Source organism: Candidatus Margulisiibacteriota bacterium (genome assembly GCA_003242895.1).
Classification (GTDB): Bacteria; Margulisbacteria; Riflemargulisbacteria; order GWF2-39-127; family GWF2-39-127; genus GWF2-39-127.
Genome location: QKMY01000045.1, coordinates 16487 through 40896, shown reverse-complemented (window position 1 = coordinate 40896; position 24410 = coordinate 16487). Strand labels below are relative to the sequence as shown.

Sequence of the window (24410 nt, the reverse complement as noted above, 5' to 3'; positions counted from 1 at the left end):
TCCCGGAATACTTTTGAGAGAATAAAGATGTGGAACCATGAGAAGAACAGTTAAACAGATAAGCAAGGATCCATTTATTGTCGTTGGAATAATAATTGTCGGTATGGTATTGGCGATGGCATCTGTTGTGCCGCTTATTATTTCCGGCGATCCTAACCATATTGCTTATGTCAGTGAGCCGCAACCTCCATCCTTAACTCATCCGTTTGGGACGGATGATCTTGGCCGGGACACAATGCTGCGTATAATATTCGGCGCAAGAATCTCTTTGATAGTTGCTTTTGTCTCAGTGCTGATATCACTTTCGATTGGAACGCTGATAGGCTCTATCGCCGGATTCTATGGCGGGGTTGTCGACGAGATTATTATGCGGGTCATAGACGGCCTGATGGCGATCCCGACTATTTTTCTATTACTGACGATCCAGGTATTGCTTACGCCTAGTATATATAATGTCATAATAATTATCGGGGTCACCAGTTGGATGGGGGTGGCGCGGATCGTGAGGGCCGAGGTGTTGGCGCTTGCAGCACGTGATTTTGTAAAAGCTGCACGCTCCTTCGGGTTTGGTAATTCTACCATTATTTTTAAGTGTATTTTGCCAAATGCTTTAGGCCCGCTTTTTGTGACTGCTGTTCTTTCTATGGGAGGTGCGATACTCACAGAGTCTGCCCTGAGTTACTTCGGACTTGGAGTCCAGCCTCCTCAACCGAGTTGGGGCAATATGCTTTATAATGCCCAGGATTACTTGCTTGATGCCTGGTGGATGACTTTTTTCCCGGGAGTTTTTATTTTGCTGACGGTGTTGGCCTTAAATTTTATTGGAGATGGAATGTATCGGATATTTAATCCAAAAAGTTAAAAGGAGCAGATCATGCTGGAAGTATATGACCTAAGAGTGTCCTTTAAAGCCGGTAAAGATGTAGTTCAGGCGGTGGATGGGGTTACCTTAAAAGTGGATAAGCAACAGATTGTCGGGATTGTCGGCGAGTCAGGGTGTGGCAAAACCGTGACGGCTTTATCATTACTAAAATTACTTCCTCCTGATAGTGCAATCAGTGGAAAAATAGTGTGGAACGGGAATGATATTCTGGCTATGGCACCGAAAGAACTCCGTACAATAAGAGGTTCTCAGATTTCAATGATTTTTCAGAATCCGGTATCATCGCTTAATCCTGTATTCACCATTGGGAAACAGCTTATTGATGTGGTCCTTCTTCATCGTAAGCTATCAAAAGCGGATGCACAAAAAGAGGTTATCAAGCTATTACATTTAGTCAAAATACCTGCGGCAGAAAAACGCCTCAATGATTATCCGCATCAGTTCAGTGGGGGAATGTGCCAGCGAATAATGATTGCTATGGCGATTGCAGCCCGGCCTGATTTGTTGATTGCAGATGAATCAACCGCTTCTTTGGACGTTACCATCCAAGCCCAGATAATTGAGCTTCTCAAAGAGCTTAACGAAGAACTTGGGATGTCGATAATCATGATTTCTCACGATCTGGGAGTAATCTCTCAGATGTGCAATTATGTTGCCATAATGTATTTAGGCCGCATCGTTGAATATGGGCCTATAGACGCTGTTTTTCGCAATTCAGCGCATCCATATACGGAAGCATTACTTAATTCTATTCCGGTTACTGATCCCAGCAGAAGAAAAAAGATGGAGATACTTAAAGGCGATATTCCAAGCCCTATCAATCTGCCGGATGGATGCAGATTTTCTGGGAGATGCAAATATAAGCAGGCGCTATGCATAACTGAGTATCCTCCGATTCGCAGTAACAATGACGGGCATGAAGTCGCCTGTTTTTTCCCTGTTCATTAATTCCCCAATCGGGTTAACGTGAAAATCATTCATAGAAAAAAAGCATGTTTTAAAATCCTGCTAGAATAATAATGAATTATATGAGAATATACCTAAACATTGTTCAGGCAAGTTGATTTAGAAAGTTATAGTGTTTTCGGTATATTTCAGGGTTTCTGCGTTATTTGATTATGTATTATTGTGTAAGATGAGAAATATTAACTGTTGACACATTAATCACTTCATGATAGATTTTTACACTGTTTCGTGTGGAAGTCTTAATGCTTGAGTTCGAAGCATATATAAATAATTTTTGTAAACGAGGAGTGTTTACTTTGAAAGTTTTAGTAACGTTAGAATGTACAGAATGCAAAGAAAGAAATTATTCTACCAGCAAGAATAAAAAGAATACCACTGAAAGAATTGAGTTAAAGAAGTATTGTCCGCGATGTAGAGTACACAGAGCACACAAAGAAACAAAATAAAAGGTTCTTAGGTCTGTAGCTCCAACTGGTAGAGCGGCGGTCTCCAAAACCGTAGGTTGACGGTTCGAATCCGTCCAGGCCTGCCAAAATATAATAAAAATGACAAAAGCGAAAATAAATATAAATATGAAGAAAATAAATAAAAAAGATTTAGAAACAGTGCAAAAAGAGACCGTGACAAAAGAAAACAATTCTTCGCGACGTAAAGGTTTCGTTAAGTCATTTAATGAGTTTGTTGAAGAAACAAAGTCAGAGTTAAGTAAAGTAACTTGGCTCGACAGGAAAAAGCTTTTTGCTTATTTTGTTATTGTACTGATTATTACATTCGCAATAACTTTTTTTGTGTCCGCGATAGACGTTGTTATATCAGAAACATTTAAGCTTTTAAAATCTACAATTTAAGATGGAGTAATGTTCTACAATGAGTGAAGAAACTATTAATTCTGGAGAAGAAAAAGCAAATCAACCTAACCCTCAGACGGAAGAAATCAATAGAGATAAAGGGCAGTGGTTTATTTTGCAAACCTATTCGGGGCATGAGAAAAAGGTTAAGCAGTCTCTTCTGCAAAAAATAATTAAGCTAGAGCTGCAAGACAGAATCCATGAGGTCTTAATCCCTGAAGAAGAAACTATAGAAATAAAAGATAATAAACGAGTAGAAAAAATAAAGAAAATGTTTCCCGGGTACATTTTTATCCGTATGGATCTCGATGATGAAGTATGGTACCATGTGAAAGTTATTCCAGGTGTATCAAAATTCATATCATCGAAGACCAGGCCAACTCCAGTAACCGACAAAGAGATGCTTAGGGTCTTAAAGCAAGTTGGAGTGAAAACGCCGAAGATTGAAGTTGATTTTGAAATCGGCGAGGTGGTAAAAATCATTGCTGGACCTTTTAGAGGTTATTCTGGCCCTATACAGGAAATTACACCGGAGAGGGGTAAACTGAAATCGTTAATTGCGATATTTGGTCGAGAAACTCCTGTGGAACTTGATTTTGAACAAGTAGAAAAACAACGATAGTACGGGAGGTTGAACTAAATTGGCTAAGGAAGTTAAGACAGTAATAAAGTTACAAATCACAGCAGGTAAAGCAAACCCTTCACCACCAATAGGTCCTGCTTTAGGCCAGCATGGTGTGAATATTATGGAATTTTGTAAAGCTTATAATGAAAAAACAAAAGATAAAGGGGATCTGGTAATTCCTGTAGAAATAAGTGTTTACACAGATCGTTCATTTTCGTTTGTTCTAAAAACTCCACCTGCAGCAGTGTTAATTAAAAAGGCTGCGAATGTTGCGAAAGGTTCTGCGGAACCAAATAAGAACAAGATAGCAACTCTTACGAAAGATCAAATTAGAGAGATTGCTGAGGTGAAAATGCCTGATTTAAATACAAAGAATATAGAACAGGCAATGAAGATTATAGAAGGTTCTGCACGAAGCATGGGCATCATGGTAAAGTAAATGGAGGTAATTTCCGTGGGAAAGAATTATGATAATAAAAAACAGTTAATAGATAAAGAAAAAGATTATGATATAAAAGAAGCAATGACTCTGGTGCGCGATTTGAGCTATACCAAATTTGATGGAACAGTAGAAGCGTCTTTTAAGTTAGGAATTGATGTTCGGCACAGCGATCAGCAAGTCAGAGGGACATTGACACTGCCTCATGGATTAGGCAAGAAAATTCGAGTTGCAGTAATCACGAAGGAAGATAAAGTTGCTGAAGCGAATGAAGCTGGTGCTGATGTCGTAGGCGGAGATGATTTAATTGAAAACATTAAAAAAGGATTCCTGGATTTTGACGTCCTTATAGCAACTCCAAATATGATGAGCAAGACAGGTCCTCTAGGAAAGATATTAGGTCGAAGAGGTTTAATGCCGAATCCTAAAACCGGAACTGTAACAACTGATATTAAGAAGGCTGTAAAAGAATTTAAAGAAGGAAAAGTAGAATATAGAGCAGATAAATTTGGAATAATACATATGCCAATAGGCAAGGTTTCTTTTGCTGCTGAGAAATTACTTGATAATTTTCGAATTGTATATGATACTATTGTACGAGTTAAGCCTTCATCGTCAAAAGGGCAATATATGAGAAGTATAGCTTTAGCGCCTACAATGGGGCCAAGCGTAAAGGTAGATACGCAAAAAGTAAAATTTTAGATTTATATAAACCGAAGAAATAGGTGCCACAAAAGGCTTAATATCCTATGGAGGTTGGATACAGAGTGATGGATTATATGAACCATCGGTATTCAGCCGATGGTTTTTTTATTTTCAGATAGACTATGAGGAGGAGTTACTATGGTAAGACCGGAAAAAGTAAAGGTAGTTGACGAAACAAGAAGTATTATTGATGAGAGTTCAATAGCCATTGTTGCTGATTATCGAGGTACTAATGTTACGAAACTAAACGAACTGCGAAACAAATTGAGAGAAAGTGATACGGTATGTAAGGTATTAAAGAACACATTAGTGAAGATAGCTCTTACAGAAGCAAAAGTTCCGTTCAACGAAGAGTTGTTTGTCGGACCATCAATTTTTATTTTTGGAAAAAGCGATCCGGTAACTCCTGCAAAGGTTCTTGCCGATTTTGCTAAGAATAATGAATTCTTTAAGGTAAAAGGCGGGTTTTTAGATAAAAAGCAGATAACAATTGCTGATATTAAAAACTTAGCAAGCTTACCGAATAGAGAACAACTGATTGCCCAAGTAATTGGTACAATGAATGCACCGATACGTGGACTAGTTACTGTATTGTCTGGCCCTATGCGAAATTTCGCTAATGTAATAGAAGCGATAAGAAAGCAAAAGGAAGACGGTAATCAGTAATATTTTAAATAAATATAAAAAAAATTAGGAGGTGAAAAGAGTGTCAAATACTGAAATAATAGATCAAATTGAGAAAATGTCAGTGCTAGAGCTTTCACAGTTAGTAAAAGCATTAGAAGAAAAGTTCGGCGTAAGCGCAGCTGCCCCAATGGCCTTTGCTGCTGCTCCAACTGCTGCTCCTGCTGAAGAAGCTGTAGAGAAGACAGAATTTGAAGTGGTTCTTATAAGCGCTGGGGAGAAAAAGATCGGTGTTCTAAAAGTTCTAAGAGAGTTGACAGGGCTTGGATTAAAAGAAGCGAAAGCAATTGTTGATTCAGCACCGAAGTCTGTCAAAGAGAAAGCGACTAAAGAAGAAGCAGAAGATATGAAAAAGAAGCTTGAAGCAGAAGGCGCAACAATCGAAGTAAAATAAAGTTGTTGAAATATAATTATTATAGAGTATAATATTAGTTTGCGAATAGCAAGAGTAGTGTATGCTAACTCTTGCTATTCGCAATGTGCTTATTTCAAGCATGACAATTTAAAAACGAGGTGGTTTTTCTAGTGGCTATACACAACGCAACGAGAATTAATCTCCATCCAAATGCGAAACCCGATATACTACCAGTTCCTGATTTAGTTGAACTACAAAAAAGTTCGTATGAGCGATTTATTAAAGAAGGACTCAAAGAAGAGTTGAAAAGTATTTCGCCTATCATAGGATATAATGGCAGATATGAATTAGAATTTTTGGATGACTATTCTATTGGAGAACCTGAGTTCGATTTAGAGGAATGTAAAGTAAAAGAAATTACATACGCAGCTCCTTTGCGAGTATCCGTAAGGTTAATTGACAAGGAAACCGGTGAGGTTAAGGTTCAAGAAGTTTTTATGGGAGATATCCCGAAGATGACCGAAAAAGGGACCTTCCTAATCAATGGTGCAGAAAGAGTTGTTGTTAGTCAGTTTGTCAGATCTCCTGGTGTTTATTTTGGTGAAAAAATTGATAAACAAGGATTAAGAACTAGTCAGGCAACTGTTATTCCTAATCGTGGGGCATGGTTTGATGTAGAAATTGATAAGAACAAGGTTTTCTACGCGCATATTAACAAAATGAAAAAAATCCCGTTTTCTATTTTTCTTGGGGCAATCGGTATTAATGAAGCTGAGATGAAATCGGCCTGTAAAGAAGCAGAATTTATTGAAAATACACTTGAAAAGGGACCGGTAGAATCTCCAACAGATGCACTCTTAGAAATTTATAGAAAATTACGTCCAGGTGACCCTCTAACAATAGAGGGAGCAAAGTTATTACTAAGCAACCTGTTTTTTGATGACAAAAAATATGACCTTGGAAAAGTTGGAAGATATAAGCTAAATAAGAGACTCGGAGTTAGTATTGACAGGAATTGCTATGTATTAACCAAAGAAGATATTCTATCAATTATGAATGAATTGATAGATGTTTTTAATGGCGAGGGTTTCACAGATGATATTGATCATTTAGGGAATCGTCGTGTTAGATCAGTTGGAGAATTAATGCAGTTACAATTTCGAGTCGGGCTAGCTAGATTAGAGAGATTAATTAAAGAGCAGATGGCGATAAGTGAATCAGAAAAAATAGTTCCTCAGAATCTAATCAATATAAGGCCATTGGTTTCAGTAATGAGGGAATTTTTTGGATCCAGCCAGTTATCCCAGTTTATGGACCAGACAAATCCTTTGGCAGAGTTAACACACAGACGAAGGTTAAGTGCACTTGGTCCTGGCGGGCTTACAAAAGAGCGCGCAGGTTATGAAGTTCGTGATATACATCCGTCGCATTATGGTAGGATATGTGTTATTGAAACTCCTGAAGGACCAAATGCCGGATTAATTGGGCCATTGGGAACATACGCACGGACTAATGAATTTGGTTTTATCGAAACACCATATAGAAAAGTAGTAAATAAAAAAGTCACGAACGAGATAGAGTACTTAACTGCAGATATTGAAGACCGGTTTAGAATTGCACCTTGTGATGTACATATAGATGATAATAATAATTTAATTGATAAACAAGTGCCGGTCAGATACAAGAAAGAGTTTATTCTAGGGAAAGCTGAAGATGTAGATTATATTGGGGTATCTCCAAAGCAGCTTTTGGGTATAACAACAGCTTTAATCCCATTTCTTGAACACGATGATGCTAACAGAGCTCTTATGGGAGCAAACATGCAACGTCAAGCTACTCCACTGATCCGGCCTGATAGACCTTATGTTGGTACCGGTATGGAACGAGAAATTGCTCGATATGGTGGTGCTTTGGTTCTTGCGGAGGAAGAAGGATCTGTACAGAAGGTGACCTCAGATGAAATTGTTGTTGGCCGCGGAAAGAAGAAAAAAGTTTATTTATTGCATAAATATCAACGGTCTAATCAAAATACTTGCGTTAATCATAAACCTATCGTAAGAGTTGGTGATGAAGTTAAGGCTGGCGATGTATTAGCTGACGGGCCTTCATCCAAAGATGGCGAGCTTGCTTTAGGAAAAAATATTTTAGTTGCATTTATGCCATGGGAAGGCTTCAATTATGAGGATTCTGTCTTAATAAGCGAAAGAATGGTAATTGATGATACTTTTACTACGGTGCATATTAATCGATTTGAAGTAGATGTTAGGTCAACTAAACTTGGAGATGAAGAATTAACAAGAGAAGTTCCGAATGTATCCGAAGATGCGTTAAAGGAACTTGATGAAAAAGGTATCATTCGAATTGGTGCTGAAGTAAAAGCAGGAGATATCCTAGTTGGGAAAGTAACGCCGAAGGGTGAAACTGAGCCACCGGCAGAGGAAAAACTTTTACGCGCTATATTTGGAGATAAAGCTAGAGATATGAGAGATACTTCTCTAAGAGTGCCTTCAGGGGAAACCGGCAAAATAGTTGATGTTAGAGTATTTTCTAGAGAAAATGATGATAAATTACCCTCTGGTGTGAATGCTGTAGTGAGGATATATGTAGCTCAATTAAGGAAAATATCTATTGGGGATAAGGTAGCTGGAAGACATGGAAACAAGGGAGTTATTTCAAAGATACTTCCTGTCGAGGATATGCCAATGTTACCTGATGGAACTCACGTTGATATGGTTCTTAATCCATTAGGTGTTCCTTCACGTATGAATGTCGGTCAAATATACGAAACACTTCTTGGAAACGCTGCCTGGGCTAAGAATATACATTATGAAGTTTCACCTTTTGATGAATCCTTAGGAGAGGAAGCATCACGAAAGGCGATTGAACGAGAACTTAATGAATCAAGTAAAATACCTGGATTTGAATGGCTATCAAATGGCGGGAAAGTTAAATTAAGGGATGGTCGGACCGGTGAATATTTTGACAAGGAAATTACTGTTGGAAAAATGTATATGTTAAAACTTATTCACCTTGTTGATGATAAAATTCATGCACGATCTACAGGTCCTTACTCATTAGTAACTCAACAGCCACTTGGGGGAAAAGCCCAATTTGGTGGTCAGCGATTTGGTGAAATGGAAGTGTGGGCACTAGAAGCTTATGGCGCGGCACATTTACTTCAGGAATTGCTAACTATTAAGTCTGATGATGTAAGTGGTAGGGCTAAGGCGTATGAGGCTATTATTAAAGGTAAGCCAATCCAAAAATCTGGCACTCCAGAATCGTTTAAAGTTTTACTTCGTGAATTAAGAAGTATTGCTCTTGACGTAAGGGTGCTTGATGAAGACGGTACAGAGATTGATAACAGATAATTATCAATTTATAAAGAAAATATTGTTCCTAGTTGAAAGGGGATATAATTAATGTTAGCTACGAGTTCTAGCGGATTTAAAAAGATAAAAATCGGGGTTGCTTCGCCGGAAAGAATACGGTTTTGGTCTTATGGTGAAGTTGAAAAACCAGAAACGATTAACTATAGAACTTTTCGTCCTGAGAGAAAAGGACTTTTTTGTGAAAAAATATTCGGTCCGGTAAAAGATTGGGAATGTGCTTGCGGGAAATACAGGCGTGTTCGATATCGAGGGATTATTTGCGAAAGGTGCGGAGTTGAAGTTACCCATTCAAAAGTCCGAAGAGAGCGAATGGGGCATATTGAACTTGCTACTCCAGTATCGCATATATGGTATTTAAAGGGCATCCCAAGTTATATGGGTGTGCTGCTAAACATGACCGTCAGGACTTTAGAAGATGTAATCTATTATGATTCTTATATTGTAACGGATGTAGATGATGCAATTGCAGATCAATTACAAGAAAAGCAACTTTTATCAGAATCTGAATATTTGGAGTTAAAAGAAAAATTTGGAAATAAGTTCAAAGCGGATATTGGCGCAAAAGCAATTAGAGATTTGCTTGCGAAAATAGAGATCAATAAACTTATAGAAGAACTTCGTGAAGAGATCAAAAGTTCAAAAGGTCAAAAGAAAATAAAGGTTACTAAGAGATTAAGGATTGCTGAATCTTTCGGCAAAGCTGGGAATAAACCTGACTGGATGGTCATGGATGTTATTCCTGTAATGCCGCCAGATCTCAGACCAATGGTTCAGTTGGAAGGCGGTAGGTTTGCAACTTCGGATCTTAATGACCTGTATCGTCGAGTAGTAAACAGGAATAATCGACTAAAGAGGTTACTTGATCTTGGTGCACCAGGAATGATAATCAGGAACGAAAAACGAATGCTGCAAGAATCTGTCGATGTTTTGATTAATAATGGTAGTAGAGGCCGTTCCGTAACCGGATCTAATGGCAGGCCATTAAAGTCGTTAAGCGAAATCATCCAAGGTAAACAAGGCAGATTTAGACAAAACTTGCTCGGTAAGCGAGTCGATTATTCAGGTAGATCAGTAATTGTTGTTGGACCTCACCTCAAATTACATCAATGCGGTCTACCAAAAACTATGGCGCTGGAGTTATTTAAGCCATTTGTAATAAGAAGACTTGTTGAGAAAGATATTGTTCAGAATGTTAAGAGTGCGAAAAGAAAGATAGAAAGAAAAGATATTGTCGTTTGGGATGCATTAGAAGAGGTTATTGAGGGACATCCTGTATTGCTTAATCGTGCTCCAACGCTTCATCGACTTGGAATTCAAGCGTTTGAACCTGTATTAGTTGAAGGTAAGGCAATCCAAATTCCCCCACTTGTATGTTCAGCGTTTAATGCCGATTTTGATGGTGATCAGATGGCCATTCATATTCCTCTTTCAATAGAAGCACAAGCAGAAGCACGACTTTTAATGTTGGCAAGCAATAACATATTATCACCAGCAAATGGAAGATCAATTGTGACACCAACGCAGGATATGGTACTAGGCCTCTATTATTTAACTACCGCAAACAAACATTCTAAAAAAGGTGAAGGCATGGTTTTTATGAGCGATGAAGAAGCTATAAAAGCGTATGAGCTTAGAGCTGCAGATTTGCAAACAAAGATCACCGTGAGAAGACATGGGAAAAGAATAGAGTCAACCATCGGTAGAATAATTTTTAATGATTCAATAAATGTTATTATTCATGAAAAGAATGGGCTTCAGGAACATGATTTTATTAACGAAGTCGTTGGTAAAAAACAGATAGCTAATTTATTATTAAAATGGTTTAAGACATATGGTACCAAAGTTGCTGCAGAATTAGCTGATCAAATGAAAGATTTAGGTTTTAAATTTTCAACAACAGCCGGCTTCTCAATTTCTATTGATGATCTTGTAGTACCTGAAAGTAAAAAGGAAATCATTGCTCGATCAGAAGATGAGAGTGCACAAGTAGAAAAGCTTTATCAACAAGGCATCCTATCAAGCAGAGAAAAGAAGCAGAAAATTATTGAAATATGGAGAGGAACTTCAGAACGAGTAACTGAAGCAATGCTTGAAGGTTTCGATGAGTTAAATAATATTTTTGTTATGGCAAACTCTGGAGCTAGAGGAAGTGTTGACCAAGTTAAACAGTTAGCAGGAATGCGAGGTCTAATGGCTGATTCTCAAGGGAACACCGTAGATATTCCAATTAAGTCTAACTTTAGAGAAGGATTAACATTAACTGAATATTTTATTTCTTCGTACGGTGCTCGTAAGGGTTTGGTAGATACTGCTTTACGTACGGCAGACTCAGGTTATTTAACGAGAAGGCTTGTCGATGTTGCACAAGACGTAATTATCAATGAAGAAGATTGTCAGACAAAGAAAGGTATAATATTAACAGAAATTACTGGTATTATACCCTTAGCTGAAAGGCTTGAAGGAAGGACAACCCTTGATGATGTCATTAGCAGAAAAACAGGTCAGGTAATTTTAAAAGCCGATGAAGAAATTGATTATGATAAAGCAAAAGAGATTGTAGCTGCTGGCATAGAAGATGTACGAGTTCGCTCTGTTTTAACCTGTCGTGCAAAGGTAGGTATTTGTCAGAAGTGTTATGGCAGAGATTTATCATCTCATCAGTTGATAAGTTTAGGTGAAGCTGTTGGTATTATTGCAGCGCAGTCAATTGGAGAGCCTGGAACCCAGCTGACGATGAGAACCTTCCATACTGGTGGTGTTGATTTAAGTAAAGCATCTAAAATAGAATTAAAATCAACAAAGACAGGTACTGTGCGATTAAGCTCAGATATGCAGCTAAAGAAACTTAAAGATGAATTTGGAAGAGATATTGTTTTAGTTGTTAGAGAGGGTAAATTGCAGGTAAAAGGGAAAGAGCCAAACAATGAAGAAAGTATCGCAGTACCGAGGGGTGCGTTATTATTAATTACAAATAATCAGAAGGTTGATCCTGATACAGTATTAGCAGTTCACGATCAAACTTTTGAATACATTATTTCTGGTCATCGTGGGCAGGTGTATCTACTTAACTTAGACATTATTGAAAAGAAGGATAGTGCCGGTGCATTTGTAGGGTGGATATCTAAGAGCGATGGTGAAGTTTTATTAATTGATGTCAATAAAAAGTTAGATGTGGATATAGTAGAAGGTACCAAGATCAAAGTAAAAGTTGGCCAGTTACTAAAAAAAGGTGAGATACTTGCTGGTGAAGTTAAGTCTCCTATAGCAGGTGTTATATTTGATATAAATGCAAATAAAGTAATAATTAATCCTGGAGAATCATATCCAATTTCTGCTGGTTCCGATATTATGGTTAAAAATGGACAGGTAGTTGAAGTAAATGATATCTTGGCTCGTGAATCAGCCGGTTCAATGCTTATGCAAAGAGCAAGGGATATTGTTTCAGGTTTACCGAGAGTTGAAGAACTGTTTGAAGCAAGGAAACCTAAGTTGCAATCAATACTAAGTGAAATAGATGGTACTGTTGAAACTTCTGAAAAAGGTGGCTTGCGTCTTATTATTGTTCATGATCCTGTTACAAGTGAATCGAAAGAGTACAAAGTTCCATTAGGTACTAAGCTCAAGGTATATACAGGAAAAGAAGTTAAAAAGGGTGATTTGCTTACTGACGGCGTAATTAATCCTCATGACTTGATTATTATTTTAGGAGTACAGCAGGCACAAGAATATCTTCTAGAAGAAATTCAGAAGGTATACAGAAGCCAGGGTGTTACAATAAATGATAAGCATATTGAAGTAATTATGAGGCAAATGACAAAGCGTATCCAAATTGTCGAAATGGGAGATTCCGATCTGCTACCGGATGAAAAAATCGATATAATTGAGTTTGAGGAGATTAATAAACGCTTAAGAGGTGAAGGAAAACAACCAGCTCGAGGAACCAGGGTTCTTTTGGGTATTACCAAAGCATCTCTTAATACGGATAGTTTTATATCAGCCGCATCGTTTCAAGAAACCGCAAGAGTTTTGACTATGGCTGCTGTTCGAGGACAAATTGATGATATGGTCGCATTAAAAGAGAATGTAATAATTGGCAAATTGATACCGGCAGGTACAGGTTTCCCAAAATTCAGAAATATTGAGATCTCTATGAAAGATATTGTTGGTGAAGACAATGTTGTTGAAGAACCAGTACAAGACGTCATAGAGGAAATGGTTGAATAAATGTAGGTATTAATATTGTTGACAAAACAATATGCCTATACTATAATGTCGTCCGTTGTCTAAAAATAATGGAATGACATGGGAAATAATAGGAACATTGGAGGAAAGATAAGTGCCGACTATTAACCAATTAGTAAGCAAGGGAAGAAAAAAGAAAATTACCAAAAACAAGGTTCCGGCCTTGACTCAATGCCCTCAAAAAAGAGGAGTTTGTACGAGGGTTTATACAACGACTCCTAAGAAACCTAATTCAGCTTTACGTAAAGTTGCGAGAATAAGGCTAACAAATGGTCAGGAAGTTACATCGTATATTCCAGGAGAGGGTCATAATTTGCAAGAACACTCTGTTGTTATGATTCGTGGAGGTAGGGTTAAGGATTTGCCTGGAGTTAGATACCATATAATACGCGGAACATTGGATACTGCTGGAGTAGACAAGAAGAGACAAGCACGATCAAAATATGGGTCGAAAAGGGCTAAGAAGAAATAGAGGAGGAAAGATTTATGCCGAGACGCAGTAGAACGTTAAAGAGAAATGTAGTTATAGATACTAAATTCAATAGTACGTTAGTTGGACAACTCATAAACAGAGTTATGTGGGATGGTAAAAAAGATATAGCAGAGAAGATTGTTTATGGAACGTTTGATGAGCTAAGTGCTAAGTTGGGAAAGCCTTCAATAGACATATTTGAAGAAGCATTAAAAAACATTGCACCAATAATGGAAGTTAAGTCTCGTAGAGTGGGTGGGTCAACGTATCAGGTGCCTGTAGAAGTAAGAAAGACCAGAAGCATTTCGCTAGCTTTGAGATGGCTAGTGGGTAATGCACGAAAAAGAAGTGGTAAAACTATGGTAGATAAGTTAACTGCAGAAATATTAGACTCGTTCAATAAGACGGGCGCATCGATTAAAAAGAGAGAAGATACTCATAAAATGGCAGAAGCAAACAAGGCATTTGCACATTTTAAGTGGTAATTTAAAGATAACGATTAAATAGGGAGTTAGTTTTAATGTCAAATAATAAAGAAACATTAGATATATATAGAAATATTGGAATTGCTGCTCATATTGATGCTGGTAAAACTACATTAACCGAAAGAATTTTGTACTATACTGGTATTAATTATAAAATTGGTGAAGTCCATGAAGGTGCTGCAACTATGGATTGGATGGAGCAAGAGCAGGAGCGAGGAATAACAATTACATCTGCTGCAACGACATGCTACTGGAATGGCAAAAGAATTAACATTATTGACACACCAGGGCACGTGGATTTTACTGTAGAAGTTGAACGATCACTTAGGGTTCTTGATGGTATGGTTGCGGTATTCTGTGCAGTTGGCGGAGTCCAGCCACAATCCGAAACAGTATGGCGACAAGCAGTAAAATATCAAGTACCACGCTTAATTTTCGTTAATAAAATGGATAGAGTCGGTGCTGATTTCTTTTCTGTGGTAGAACAAGTTAAAGAGAAATTGCAGGCAAAAGTTGTTCCGGTCCAAATTCCAATTGGACAAGAAGAGAATTTTAAAGGTGTTGTAGATTTAGTAAAAATGAAGGCTTTAGTTTACCAATCGGACGAAATGGGAAAAACGTATGAGGTTATGGAGATTCCAGATGAATTAAGAGAAAAGGCCGAAGAGTATCGGAGTGCAGTCATCGAGGCAGCTGCAGAGGCAAACGATGAATTGATGATGAAGTATTTAGAAGGCGAGGAATTAACTGAAGAAGAGATAATGTCCGGGTTAAGATCTCTAACAATAGTAAACAAAATTGTACCGATGTTTTGTGGTACAGCTTTTAAGAATAAAGGAGTTCAGCCCTTACTTGATGGTGTTAGTGATTATTTGCCATCACCATTGGATGTGCCTTCAGTGAAAGGTGTAAATCCAAGTAATGGAAATGAAGATATTAGAAATGCTGCAATAGATGAACCGTTTGCTGCTTTAGCTTTTAAAGTAGCCACTGATCCGTATGTAGGTAGACTTACTTTTATAAGAGTGTATTCTGGTAAGTTAAGTTCTGGCACCTATGTATATAACTCAACAAAAGGAAAACGTGAAAGAATTGGAAGATTATTGCAAATGCATGCAAATTCAAGGAAAGATATTGATGCAGTACATGCTGGAGACATTTGCGCCGCAATTGGACTGAAAGATACAACTACTGGAGACACGTTATGCGATGAAAAGTTGTCTATCATTTTGGAATCTATGACGTTTCCTGAAACTGTTATATCGGTTGCTGTAGAACCTAAAACAAAAGTAGACCAGGAGAAGATGGGCGAAGCATTGCAAAAGCTGGCAGAAGAAGACCCGACATTTAAGGTAAAAGTGGATCATGAAACAGGGCAAACAATAATTGCTGGAATGGGAGAGCTACATCTCGAAATTATCGTTGATAGAATGAAACGAGAATTTAAAGTTGAAGCTAATGTTGGAAAGCCACAGGTAGCTTATAAAGAAACTATTCGATCGAAAGTTGATCAAGAAGGAAAATTTATAAGGCAAACTGGCGGTCGTGGACAATATGGTCATGTTTATTTAACTGTTGAGCCATTAGAGGCAGGAAAAGGTTTTGAATTTGTTAATGACATAGTCGGTGGAGTTGTACCTAGGGAGTATATCCCCGCAGTTGAAAAGGGAGTCAAGGAGTCGCTAAATAGCGGTGTTATGGCTGGCTATCCTATATTAGATGTGAAAGTTACACTTTATGATGGCTCATACCATGACGTTGATTCATCGGAAATGGCATTTAAAATAGCTGCTTCAATGGCTTTTAAGGATGGTTGTGCAAAAGCTAATCCAGTATTGCTTGAACCATTAATGGATGTTGAAGTAACAGTACCAGAAATAAATATGGGGGATGTAATTGGAGATTTAAACTCGCGTCGAGGCAGGATTGAAGGTATGTCGGCGAAGTTGGGATTGCAGATAATTAAAGGAAAGGCTCCATTGTCTGAAATGTTTGGGTACGCTACAGATTTAAGGTCATTGACACAAGGACGAGGTACTTATACAATGCAATTCGCGGAGTACCAGGAAATTCCAAAGAATATAGCCGACGGAATTATTGAAAAAACTAAAGGTGCGGGTAGATAATCAAGTAATTAATTGATATAAATAAAAAGGAAAGAAAAGAAGAGGGAGGATATATAAAATGGCAAGAGCAAAATTTGAAAGGAACAAGCCACACGTTAATGTTGGTACAATAGGACACGTTGATCATGGTAAAACAACATTGACCGCTGCGATTACCTTTGTATTGGCAAAGAAGGGTCAAGCGACTGCTAAAAAATTTGATGAAATCGATAGTGCGCCTGAAGAAAGAGAACGAGGTATCACTATAGCAACTGCGCACGTAGAATATGAAACACCTAGTCGACATTACGCACACGTTGATTGTCCAGGTCACGCAGATTATGTAAAGAATATGATAACTGGTGCAGCTCAAATGGACGGTGCAATATTGGTTGTATCAGCTGCTGACGGTCCAATGCCACAAACAAGAGAGCACATTTTGTTAGCAAAGCAAGTAAATGTTCCTTATATAGTGGTGTTCATGAATAAAGTTGATATGGTTGATGATCCTGAATTAATAGAATTGGTAGAAATGGAAGTTAGAGAATTATTAAGTAAGTATGATTTCCCTGGAGATGATATTCCAATAATTAAAGGAAGTGCATTAAAGGCACTCGAGAATCCGGAAGATGTTACAGCAACAAAATGTATTTTTGAGCTTATGGAAGCAATTGATTCTTATATACCTACACCTGAAAGAGATATTGATAAGCCGTTTTTAATGCCAGTTGAAGATGTGTTCAGCATTACAGGACGAGGTACTGTAGGAACAGGAAGAATTGAACGAGGTAAAGTTAAGGTTGGCGAAGAAATCGAGATAGTTGGGATGTCTACTGAGACAAGAAAAGCAACTGTAACTGGTGTTGAAATGTTTAGAAAGTCATTGGATGAAGGAATGGCTGGCGATAACATCGGGGCATTGCTAAGAGGCGTTAATAAGGAAGATTTAGAAAGAGGAATGGTACTGGCAAAACCAGGGAGTATTAAGCCGCATACAAAGTTTAAAGCGGAAGTATATGTATTAAAAAAAGAAGAAGGCGGAAGACATACGCCATTTTTCCCAGGATATAGACCTCAATTTTATATGAGGACAACTGATGTTACAGGAGCAATAACGTTTCCTGCTGGAGTGGAAATGGTAATGCCTGGCGATAACATTAATATGGACGTTGAAATGATTGTGCCAGTAGCAATTGAAGAGGGATCAAGGTTCGCGATAAGAGAAGGCGGTAGAACAGTAGGCGCTGGTGTTGTAACGTCAATAATAGCATAATATTAAATGACATATAATCCACCAATACATTATATTGGTGGATTATAATGTTAACTTTCAAGTAGGGAAGGTTTTATAGAATGGTAGTACAAAAGGCAAAACAAAGAATCAGGATTAGATTAAAGTCGTTTGATCATAATATATTAGATCAATCAGCAATGAAGATTGTCGGAACAGCAGAGCGTTCTGGAGCAAAAGTAGTAGGTCCGGTGCCATTACCGACAGACAAAAAGATATGGACGGTACTTAAATCACCGCACGTGAATAAAAGAGGTGGAGAGCATTTTGAAATTAGAACACATAAGAGATTAATTGATATAGTGGATCCACCGGTATCAACAGTTGATGCTTTAATGAAATTAGACCTGCCAGCTGGTGTAGATATTGAAATAAAGTTGAAATAAATTAATTAAGGTGTAGAACAATGAAAGATAATGAAAAATTTATTATAGGAAAAAAAATAGGTATGACTCAGATTTTCGATGAAGAGGGTAACCGTATTTCTGTAACTGTAATAGAAGCTGGGCCTTGTGTTATAGTACAGAAAAAAAATGTAAAAAAAGAAGGCTATGATGCTCTTCAAATAGGTTTCGAAGCAAGGAAAGTGAAGAATTTAAGCAAACCTATAGAAGGTCATCTTGCAAGTCATAAAATTGATGCGAAATTAAAAATATTTAAAGAATTTAAAGTAAAAGATATTTCTAAATATAATGAAGGCGATTTGATTAATGTAAATGTGTTTCAAGAAAACGATGTAGTAGATATTCATGGTGTATCAATAGGAAAAGGATTTCAAGGAACAGTGAAAAGATGGCATTTTAATGTGGGACCAATGGCTCATGGTTCGAAAAATCACAGGATACCTGGATCAATTGGTGCAGGAAGTGGGCAGTCAAGGGTATTGAAGGGTAAGAAGATGTATGGGCATATGGGTGACAGAAATGTTACTGTAAAGAGAATAAAAATAGTTAAGATAATGCCAGAAGATAATGTAATATTAGTAATGGGGTCAGTTCCAGGTAAGAAAAATAGTGTGGTAACTGTAACAGCTTAAGGTTCAAGGCGGAGGTAAATAAAGTGGTTATATTGCAAGTATATGATTTTAAAAAAGACCAGAAAGACATGATAGAAGTAAATTCTGATATCTTTGATGTGGTCGTAAAAAATGAAGTAATGCATCAAGTTGTGGAAGCATATTTAGCCGGTGGACGAACTGGAAGTGCTAATACAAAAAATAGGTCTGATGTTTCTGGTGGCGGGAGAAAACCTTGGAAACAAAAAGGAACCGGAAGAGCAAGGGCAGGTTCTACTCGATCTCCGCTATGGCGAGGAGGTGGCGTTATTTTTGGACCAACTCCACGTGATTTTGTGAAAAAGATAAATAAGAAAGTTAAACGGCTAGCTTTGAAAATGGCATTATCTGCTAAAAGAACCGAAACTTTAGTTGTTAGAGGATTTGAAATTTCAAATCCAAAAACGAATGAAGCAATAAAGTTGATGAAAAAGGCAGATATTAATAATTCATTGATAATAATGAATATGGTTAGTGACAATTTAGCTAGAGCAACCAATAATATAGCTGGAATAAAAGTAATAAGACCTAATGAAATTAATGTATACGAATTATTGAAATTTAAGAATATTTGTATAGATAGTGAAGCACTTTCAACTATTGATAAGGAGCTAACAAAATGAGTTGTATAATTAAACCATTAATAACGGAGAAAACGTCTCTACAGAAAGAGAATGGCAAGCTTTGCTTTAAGGTTAGAACTGATGCAAATAAGGTTCAAATTAAGCAAGAAATTGAAAAGACTTTCGGTGTGAAGGTTGATAAAGTCAACACCGTTAATGTATTGGGGAAATTTAAAAGAACTGGCAAAAGTATTGGAAGAACAAATGATTGGAAAAAGGCAATAGTGGTATTAAAGAATGATGAAAAGATTAAAGAGTACGAAGAGTTATTTTAATAAGAGGAGATATATATAATGGGAGTCAAGAAATTTAGGCCAACAAGCCCAGGAACACGTGCCAAGGTAATCTCGAATTATGATGAGATAACTACAACTGAGCCATGTAGCCAGTTATTAATAAAAAAACCAAATCGTGCTGGTAGAAATAATCAAGGAAAAATAACTGTTAGACATCAAGGCGGTGGAAACAAAAGAAGTTATAGATTGATTGATTTTAAAAGAGATAAGGATAACATACCTGCTAAGGTAGTAAGTATTGAATATGATCCAAATAGAACTGCAAGAATTGCATTATTAAATTATGTTGATGGCGAAAAACGTTATATTTTAGCTCCACTAGGATTAGGTGTGAATGAAATATTAATGAGTGGCGATAACGTGGAAATTAAAGTAGGTAATACATTGCCTTTAAAAAATATACCCGCTGGTTCAATAATTCATAATATTGAATTGTCTGCTGGTAAGGGCGGTCAATTAGTAAGAAGTGCAGGTGCGTCAGCGCAGTTAATGGCTAAAGAAGGAGACTATGCTGTAATTAAGTTAACCTCTGGAGAGCAACGCCTTGTCCGGTTAGAATGTAGGGCAACTATGGGGCAAATAGGAAATTTAGATCAAAGAAATATTAAAATAGGAAAAGCTGGAAGAAATAGATGGTTAGGTAAGCGACCGCAAGTTCGGGGCTCAGCAATGAACCCAGTTGATCATCCACATGGAGGAGGCGAAGGCTGCTGTCCAATTGGCAGGCCAAGTCCTTGTACTCCTGCTGGTAAACCAGCCCTTGGTTTGAAAACACGAAAACCAAAAAAACTTAGTTCAAAATTAATAATTAGACGACGTAAATAATGTAGGAGGCGTGCTATGGGACGATCAGTAAAAAAAGGACCTTTTGTTGATGATCATTTGATTAAAAAAGTCAAAGATATGCAACAAAGTGGAGAAAAGAAAATTATAAAGACATGGTCGAGGAGATCGACAGTGATACCAGACATGATTGGTCTAACATTTGCGGTTCATAATGGAAAGAAGCATATACCGGTGTTTGTATCAGACAATATGGTTGGCCATAAATTAGGTGAATTTTCTCATACTAGGACCTATCGTGGTCATGCAAAATCTAAAGTAAAAGAATAAGGGGTTAAGCTATGGAAGTAGTTGCAAAAGCAAAGTATTTAAGAATATCGCCAAGAAAAGTTAATAGAGTACTGGCCGTAATAAGAAATAAGGAAGTATCTGTAAGTATGAATATATTAAAATTACTTCCCCATGCTGCAGCACGAGTAGTTTTAAAGACATTGAAATCTGCCGTAGCAAACGCAAAGAATAATGCAGATCTAACAGTTGGTAATTTGGTAATTTCGCAAGCCATCGTAGGTGAAGGATTGCGTATGAAACGATTTCAACCTATGGCTCGAGGCAGTGCCGGTGCTATATTGAAACGAACTAGTAATATTACGATAGCTGTTAAGTCTAGGGAGGTAAAATAATGGGGCAGAAAGTTAACCCGGTAGGAATTAGATTAGGAATCAATAAAGAGTGGGATAGTGTCTGGTATGCTGATAAGAAATATAATAAGTTGATATTGGAAGACTATACAATTCGCGAGTTCATAAAAAAACACTTAAAAAAAGCAGGAATAGCTTCTATTCGGATTAAAAGAAGAGCTAAGCAAGTTGAGATAGATATATATTGTGCGAGACCAGGCTTGATAATTGGTAAAGGTGGTCAGGAATCAAGTAAAATCAAGGATCAAATTGAGGCAAAAATTCAACAAAAGGTTGCTTTAAACATCAAAGAGCAGGAAAAAGCTGAGTTAAATGCAGCTTTATTATCTCAGAGCTTAACAATACAATTAGAGCGACGGGTAGCTTTTAGAAGAGCAATGAAACAAATCGTAAATGTGGCTCTTAATGCCGGTGCACTAGGAATTAAAGTTTGTTGTTCAGGAAGATTAGCTGGAGCCGAAATTGCAAGACGAGAATGGTATAGAGAAGGAAGAGTGCCTTTGCAGACATTTAGAGCTGATATTGATTATGCCTTAGCTGAAGCTCATACAGTATATGGAAAAATAGGTGTTAAAGTATGGGTATACAAAGGTGATATTATCAAAGAAAAGGGCAAAGTTGAAGAAGTTTTAATCGAGGAGGCTATTTAATATGTTAATGCCCAAGAAAGTAAAATACAGAAAACCACATAGAGGTAGAAGATTAGGGATTGCAAAGGGTGGGACCGATATTGACTTTGGTGAATATGGTTTGCAAAGTGAAGAAAATGCTTGGATAACAAGCAAACAAATAGAAGCTGCAAGACGGGCAATCACTAGGTATATTAAGAGAGGTGGAAAATTATGGATAAGAATTTTCCCTGATAAAGCGGTTACAAAAATTCCAGCAGAGACCCGAATGGGAAAAGGTAAAGGTGCTCCGGAGTATTGGGTAGCTGTTGTTAAAAGAGGTAAAGTGTTATTTGAGTTATCTGGAATTAAGAAGGATCTAGCTGAAGAAGCAATGCGCTTAGCATCTCATAAGTTACCAGTAAAAACTAAGTTTATAAAAGGTACTGAGGAGTTTTAGAAATGACAACTGTAATAAATGATTTATTGAAAAGTGACAATAAGGAACTAAAGATTAAACTTGAAGAAAGATATAAAGAACTTATTATAATGAAGTTTAAACTGGCTGCAAGTCAGTTAAAAGACACTTCTATTATTAAGAAGACAAAGAAAGAGATAGCTAGAATCAATACCGTACTTAAAATGATGAATAGGGAGGATTAGTACCTTGGAACGAAATAATAGAAAAGAACGAATAGGCGTCGTTAAAAGTAACAAGATGGATAAAACCGTTGTAGTAGTTGTTAATACGCTAATAACACATCCTAAATACAAAAAAATTATAAAAAGAAACGCTTCTTTTAAGGCACATGATGAAGCAAATACTTGTAAAATTGGGGATAAGGTAAAAATTGTTGAAACTAGGCCATTAAGTAAAGATAAAAGATGGAGAGTTACTGAGATTATAGGTAAAGAATCATAAAAAAGTGAGGTTTATGCAATGATACAGACAGAGACGAGATTAACCGTTGCAGACAATTCTGGAGCAAAAGAAATACTATGCATGAAGGTACTTGGGGGAACTAGACGAAGATATGCGTATGTGGGAGATATTATTATTGGAGTTGTTAAAAAAGCAAATCCTAATATGGGAGTAAAGCGTAGTGAAGTAGTTAGAGCTGTTGTAGTTAGGACATGTAAAGAAATTAAAAGAAGTGATGGATCACTCATAAGATTTGATGATAATGCAGCTGTTATTATTAATCAGCAAGGAAACCCAAAAGGTACGAGAATATTTGGACCTGTGGCAAGAGAATTGAGAGATAAAAACTTTATGAAAATAGTTTCTTTAGCACCAGAAGTGATTTAAGATGAACTTTAAGCATACGGAGGAACAATGCTGTGAAAAATATTAAAAAGAATGACGAAATAAAGGTTATTAGCGGAAAAGATAATGGCAAAGTCGGTAAAGTTTTGCAAGTATTAAATGATAAAAAAATAATTGTTGAAAAGATAAATATGATTAAACGGCATATGAAACGAAGTCAAACTTTTCAGGGTGGTATAGTTGATAAGCCTGCTGCGATTGATATTAGTAATGTAGCTTTATTGTGCCCATCATGTAAAGAGATTACTCGAGTTGATAAATCAAAAGTAATAAATGGAGAGAGAGTAAGAAGCTGTAAAAAATGTAGAGAAATTATTGATAAAGCCTAGGAGGTATTAGTTCTGTGGATAGTATTGAAAAAATATATAAAGACATGATAAAAAAAGGTATGAAAGAAAAATATAACTATACTAATGTAATGGAAGTTCCGGTAATAAAAAAAATTACAATTAATAGAGGGTTGGGAGAAGCAGTAACTAACTCTAAAGCTGTTGAAGATTCCGTTGCAGAAATAATGAATATTACAGGTCAGCGTCCTATTATTACAAAGGCGAAAAAAAGTATTTCTAATTTTAAATTGCGACAAGGTATGCCAATTGGCGTAAAAGTTACTTTGCGTGGTAAAAGGATGTATGAATTTATTAGTAAATTAATAAATGTTTCGCTTCCTAAGATAAGAGATTTTCGTGGGATATCGTCCAAAGCATTTGACGGTAAAGGTAATTATACTATGGGTTTAAAAGAACAGATAATTTTTCCTGAGGTAAGATTAGATAAAATTGATAAAGTTCGAGGAATGAATATCACAATAACAACTTCAGCAAAAAGTGATGAAGAGGCTTATGAATTACTTAGAATAATTGGAATGCCTTTTAGAAAATAATTAAGAAATATTTAACAGAGGAGTGCACGACGTGACGAGAAAATGTTTATTACATAGAAAAGAAGATCCTAAATTTGATGTAAGAGCTCATAATAGATGTAAAATCTGTGGTAGGCCAAAAGGTTTTTTAAGACATTTTGGTCTATGTAGAATACATTTTAGAGAATTAGCACATGCAGGTAAGCTACCTGGCGTAAAAAAATCATCGTGGTAAGTTATGATAATGGAGGAATTTTAAATGAGTTTGACTGATCCAATTGCAGATATGTTAACAAGAGTAAGAAATGCTATTAAAGAGAGACATGAGAGCGTTGAGTTCCCAACGTCGAAGATTAAACTTGAAATAATTAAAGTATTAAAAGAAGAAGGCTTTATAAAGAAGTATGAACACAAAGTGAATGATAATAAAAAGTTTTTAAAAGTAATTTTAAAGTACGGTCCTAATAATGAAAAGATTATTGATGGTATCGACAGAATAAGCAAGCCTGGCAAAAGAGTTTATGTGAATAAAGATGATATTCCTAAAGTTTTGAATGGTTTAGGTATCTCTATATTATCTACTAACAAGGGTGTTATGACTGGTAAAAATGCGCGAATCGGTAATGTTGGTGGAGAGTTAATTTGCAAAGTATGGTAAGAGTGA

The 24410-nt window shown here is 36.8% G+C and carries 31 protein-coding genes and 1 tRNA gene; all 32 read left to right on the top strand.

All coding sequences use genetic code 11. The features are described 5' to 3' along the window. Positions 1-37 precede the first annotated feature (37 nt). Complete coding sequence (locus DKM50_06440; protein ID PZM79816.1) at positions 38-862, top strand: peptide ABC transporter permease; 825 nt, start codon at positions 38-40, stop codon at positions 860-862. Between the two features lie 12 nt (positions 863-874). Next, positions 875-1831 (top strand): ABC transporter ATP-binding protein, encoded by a 957-nt coding sequence (locus DKM50_06435; protein ID PZM79815.1) that lies wholly within the window; start codon positions 875-877, stop codon positions 1829-1831. Positions 1832-2091: 260 nt separating this feature from the next. Continuing rightward, positions 2092-2295: a 50S ribosomal protein L33 gene (gene rpmG, locus DKM50_06430; GenBank protein PZM79814.1), complete on the top strand. Its 204-nt coding sequence runs from the start codon at positions 2092-2094 to the stop codon at positions 2293-2295. 9 nt (positions 2296-2304) lie between these two features. Further along, positions 2305-2381 (top strand) — tRNA-Trp (locus tag DKM50_06425). Between the two features lie 13 nt (positions 2382-2394). Continuing rightward, a complete protein-coding gene (secE, locus tag DKM50_06420; protein PZM79813.1) occupies positions 2395-2697 on the top strand; it encodes a preprotein translocase subunit SecE in 303 nt (100 codons plus the stop codon). A gap of 19 nt (positions 2698-2716) precedes the next feature. Continuing rightward, positions 2717-3319 (top strand): transcription termination/antitermination factor NusG, encoded by a 603-nt coding sequence (nusG, locus tag DKM50_06415; GenBank protein PZM79812.1) that lies wholly within the window; start codon positions 2717-2719, stop codon positions 3317-3319. Positions 3320-3338: 19 nt separating this feature from the next. Continuing rightward, the gene (rplK, locus tag DKM50_06410) at positions 3339-3761 is read left to right on the top strand and encodes a 50S ribosomal protein L11 (protein ID PZM79811.1); all 423 of its coding nucleotides are present in this window, start codon (positions 3339-3341) and stop codon (positions 3759-3761) included. After that, positions 3762-4463 (top strand): 50S ribosomal protein L1, encoded by a 702-nt coding sequence (locus tag DKM50_06405; protein PZM79810.1) that lies wholly within the window; start codon positions 3762-3764, stop codon positions 4461-4463. It abuts the gene before it with no gap. A 141-nt stretch (positions 4464-4604) separates the two neighbouring features. Further along, positions 4605-5132 (top strand): 50S ribosomal protein L10, encoded by a 528-nt coding sequence (locus DKM50_06400; GenBank protein PZM79809.1) that lies wholly within the window; start codon positions 4605-4607, stop codon positions 5130-5132. Between the two features lie 40 nt (positions 5133-5172). Then, on the top strand, positions 5173-5544 hold the full coding sequence (gene rplL, locus DKM50_06395; GenBank protein ID PZM79808.1) for a 50S ribosomal protein L7/L12: 372 nt from the start codon (positions 5173-5175) through the stop codon (positions 5542-5544). A gap of 155 nt (positions 5545-5699) precedes the next feature. Then, positions 5700-8876: a DNA-directed RNA polymerase subunit beta gene (rpoB, locus tag DKM50_06390; protein ID PZM80019.1), complete on the top strand. Its 3177-nt coding sequence runs from the start codon at positions 5700-5702 to the stop codon at positions 8874-8876. 51 nt (positions 8877-8927) lie between these two features. Further along, entirely contained in the window at positions 8928-13121 is a 4194-nt protein-coding gene (locus DKM50_06385; protein ID PZM79807.1) for a DNA-directed RNA polymerase subunit beta', read from the top strand. 112 nt (positions 13122-13233) lie between these two features. Next, a complete protein-coding gene (locus DKM50_06380; GenBank protein ID PZM79806.1) occupies positions 13234-13611 on the top strand; it encodes a 30S ribosomal protein S12 in 378 nt (125 codons plus the stop codon). Between the two features lie 14 nt (positions 13612-13625). Next, entirely contained in the window at positions 13626-14096 is a 471-nt protein-coding gene (locus tag DKM50_06375) for a 30S ribosomal protein S7 (GenBank protein ID PZM79805.1), read from the top strand. 35 nt (positions 14097-14131) lie between these two features. After that, the gene (gene fusA, locus DKM50_06370; GenBank protein PZM79804.1) at positions 14132-16222 is read left to right on the top strand and encodes an elongation factor G; all 2091 of its coding nucleotides are present in this window, start codon (positions 14132-14134) and stop codon (positions 16220-16222) included. 58 nt (positions 16223-16280) lie between these two features. Next, positions 16281-17474 (top strand): elongation factor Tu, encoded by a 1194-nt coding sequence (gene tuf / locus DKM50_06365; GenBank protein ID PZM79803.1) that lies wholly within the window; start codon positions 16281-16283, stop codon positions 17472-17474. A gap of 80 nt (positions 17475-17554) precedes the next feature. Next, positions 17555-17878: a 30S ribosomal protein S10 gene (locus DKM50_06360; protein ID PZM79802.1), complete on the top strand. Its 324-nt coding sequence runs from the start codon at positions 17555-17557 to the stop codon at positions 17876-17878. Positions 17879-17898: 20 nt separating this feature from the next. After that, positions 17899-18528: a 50S ribosomal protein L3 gene (locus DKM50_06355; GenBank protein PZM79801.1), complete on the top strand. Its 630-nt coding sequence runs from the start codon at positions 17899-17901 to the stop codon at positions 18526-18528. 23 nt (positions 18529-18551) lie between these two features. Beyond that, positions 18552-19169 carry a 50S ribosomal protein L4 gene (locus tag DKM50_06350; GenBank protein PZM79800.1) on the top strand — a complete coding sequence of 206 codons (618 nt, stop codon included), beginning with the start codon at positions 18552-18554 and terminating at the stop codon, positions 19167-19169. Further along, positions 19166-19444, top strand: coding sequence for a 50S ribosomal protein L23 (locus DKM50_06345; protein PZM79799.1), 279 nt, complete (start codon positions 19166-19168; stop codon positions 19442-19444). The genes DKM50_06350 and DKM50_06345 overlap by 4 nt, the downstream gene beginning before the upstream one ends. 18 nt (positions 19445-19462) lie before the next feature. Beyond that, on the top strand, positions 19463-20290 hold the full coding sequence (locus DKM50_06340) for a 50S ribosomal protein L2 (protein ID PZM79798.1): 828 nt from the start codon (positions 19463-19465) through the stop codon (positions 20288-20290). Positions 20291-20305: 15 nt separating this feature from the next. Further along, entirely contained in the window at positions 20306-20578 is a 273-nt protein-coding gene (locus DKM50_06335; GenBank protein PZM79797.1) for a 30S ribosomal protein S19, read from the top strand. An 11-nt stretch (positions 20579-20589) separates the two neighbouring features. Continuing rightward, positions 20590-20931, top strand: coding sequence for a 50S ribosomal protein L22 (locus tag DKM50_06330; GenBank protein PZM79796.1), 342 nt, complete (start codon positions 20590-20592; stop codon positions 20929-20931). After that, on the top strand, positions 20931-21599 hold the full coding sequence (locus tag DKM50_06325) for a 30S ribosomal protein S3 (GenBank protein PZM79795.1): 669 nt from the start codon (positions 20931-20933) through the stop codon (positions 21597-21599). The genes DKM50_06330 and DKM50_06325 overlap by 1 nt, the downstream gene beginning before the upstream one ends. Before the next feature lies 1 nt (position 21600). Beyond that, a complete protein-coding gene (locus DKM50_06320; protein ID PZM79794.1) occupies positions 21601-22017 on the top strand; it encodes a 50S ribosomal protein L16 in 417 nt (138 codons plus the stop codon). A 2-nt stretch (positions 22018-22019) separates the two neighbouring features. After that, positions 22020-22220 carry a 50S ribosomal protein L29 gene (gene rpmC, locus DKM50_06315; GenBank protein PZM79793.1) on the top strand — a complete coding sequence of 67 codons (201 nt, stop codon included), beginning with the start codon at positions 22020-22022 and terminating at the stop codon, positions 22218-22220. Positions 22221-22224: 4 nt separating this feature from the next. Beyond that, positions 22225-22479, top strand: a complete 255-nt coding sequence (locus tag DKM50_06310) for a 30S ribosomal protein S17 (GenBank protein ID PZM79792.1) — start codon at positions 22225-22227, stop codon at positions 22477-22479. Between the two features lie 18 nt (positions 22480-22497). Further along, positions 22498-22866: a 50S ribosomal protein L14 gene (locus tag DKM50_06305; protein ID PZM79791.1), complete on the top strand. Its 369-nt coding sequence runs from the start codon at positions 22498-22500 to the stop codon at positions 22864-22866. Positions 22867-22880: 14 nt separating this feature from the next. Further along, positions 22881-23213 (top strand): 50S ribosomal protein L24, encoded by a 333-nt coding sequence (locus DKM50_06300; protein ID PZM79790.1) that lies wholly within the window; start codon positions 22881-22883, stop codon positions 23211-23213. Between the two features lie 14 nt (positions 23214-23227). Further along, on the top strand, positions 23228-23767 hold the full coding sequence (locus DKM50_06295; protein PZM79789.1) for a 50S ribosomal protein L5: 540 nt from the start codon (positions 23228-23230) through the stop codon (positions 23765-23767). Between the two features lie 31 nt (positions 23768-23798). Then, entirely contained in the window at positions 23799-23981 is a 183-nt protein-coding gene (locus DKM50_06290; GenBank protein ID PZM79788.1) for a type Z 30S ribosomal protein S14, read from the top strand. A gap of 24 nt (positions 23982-24005) precedes the next feature. Continuing rightward, entirely contained in the window at positions 24006-24404 is a 399-nt protein-coding gene (locus tag DKM50_06285; protein PZM79787.1) for a 30S ribosomal protein S8, read from the top strand. Positions 24405-24410 lie beyond the last annotated feature (6 nt).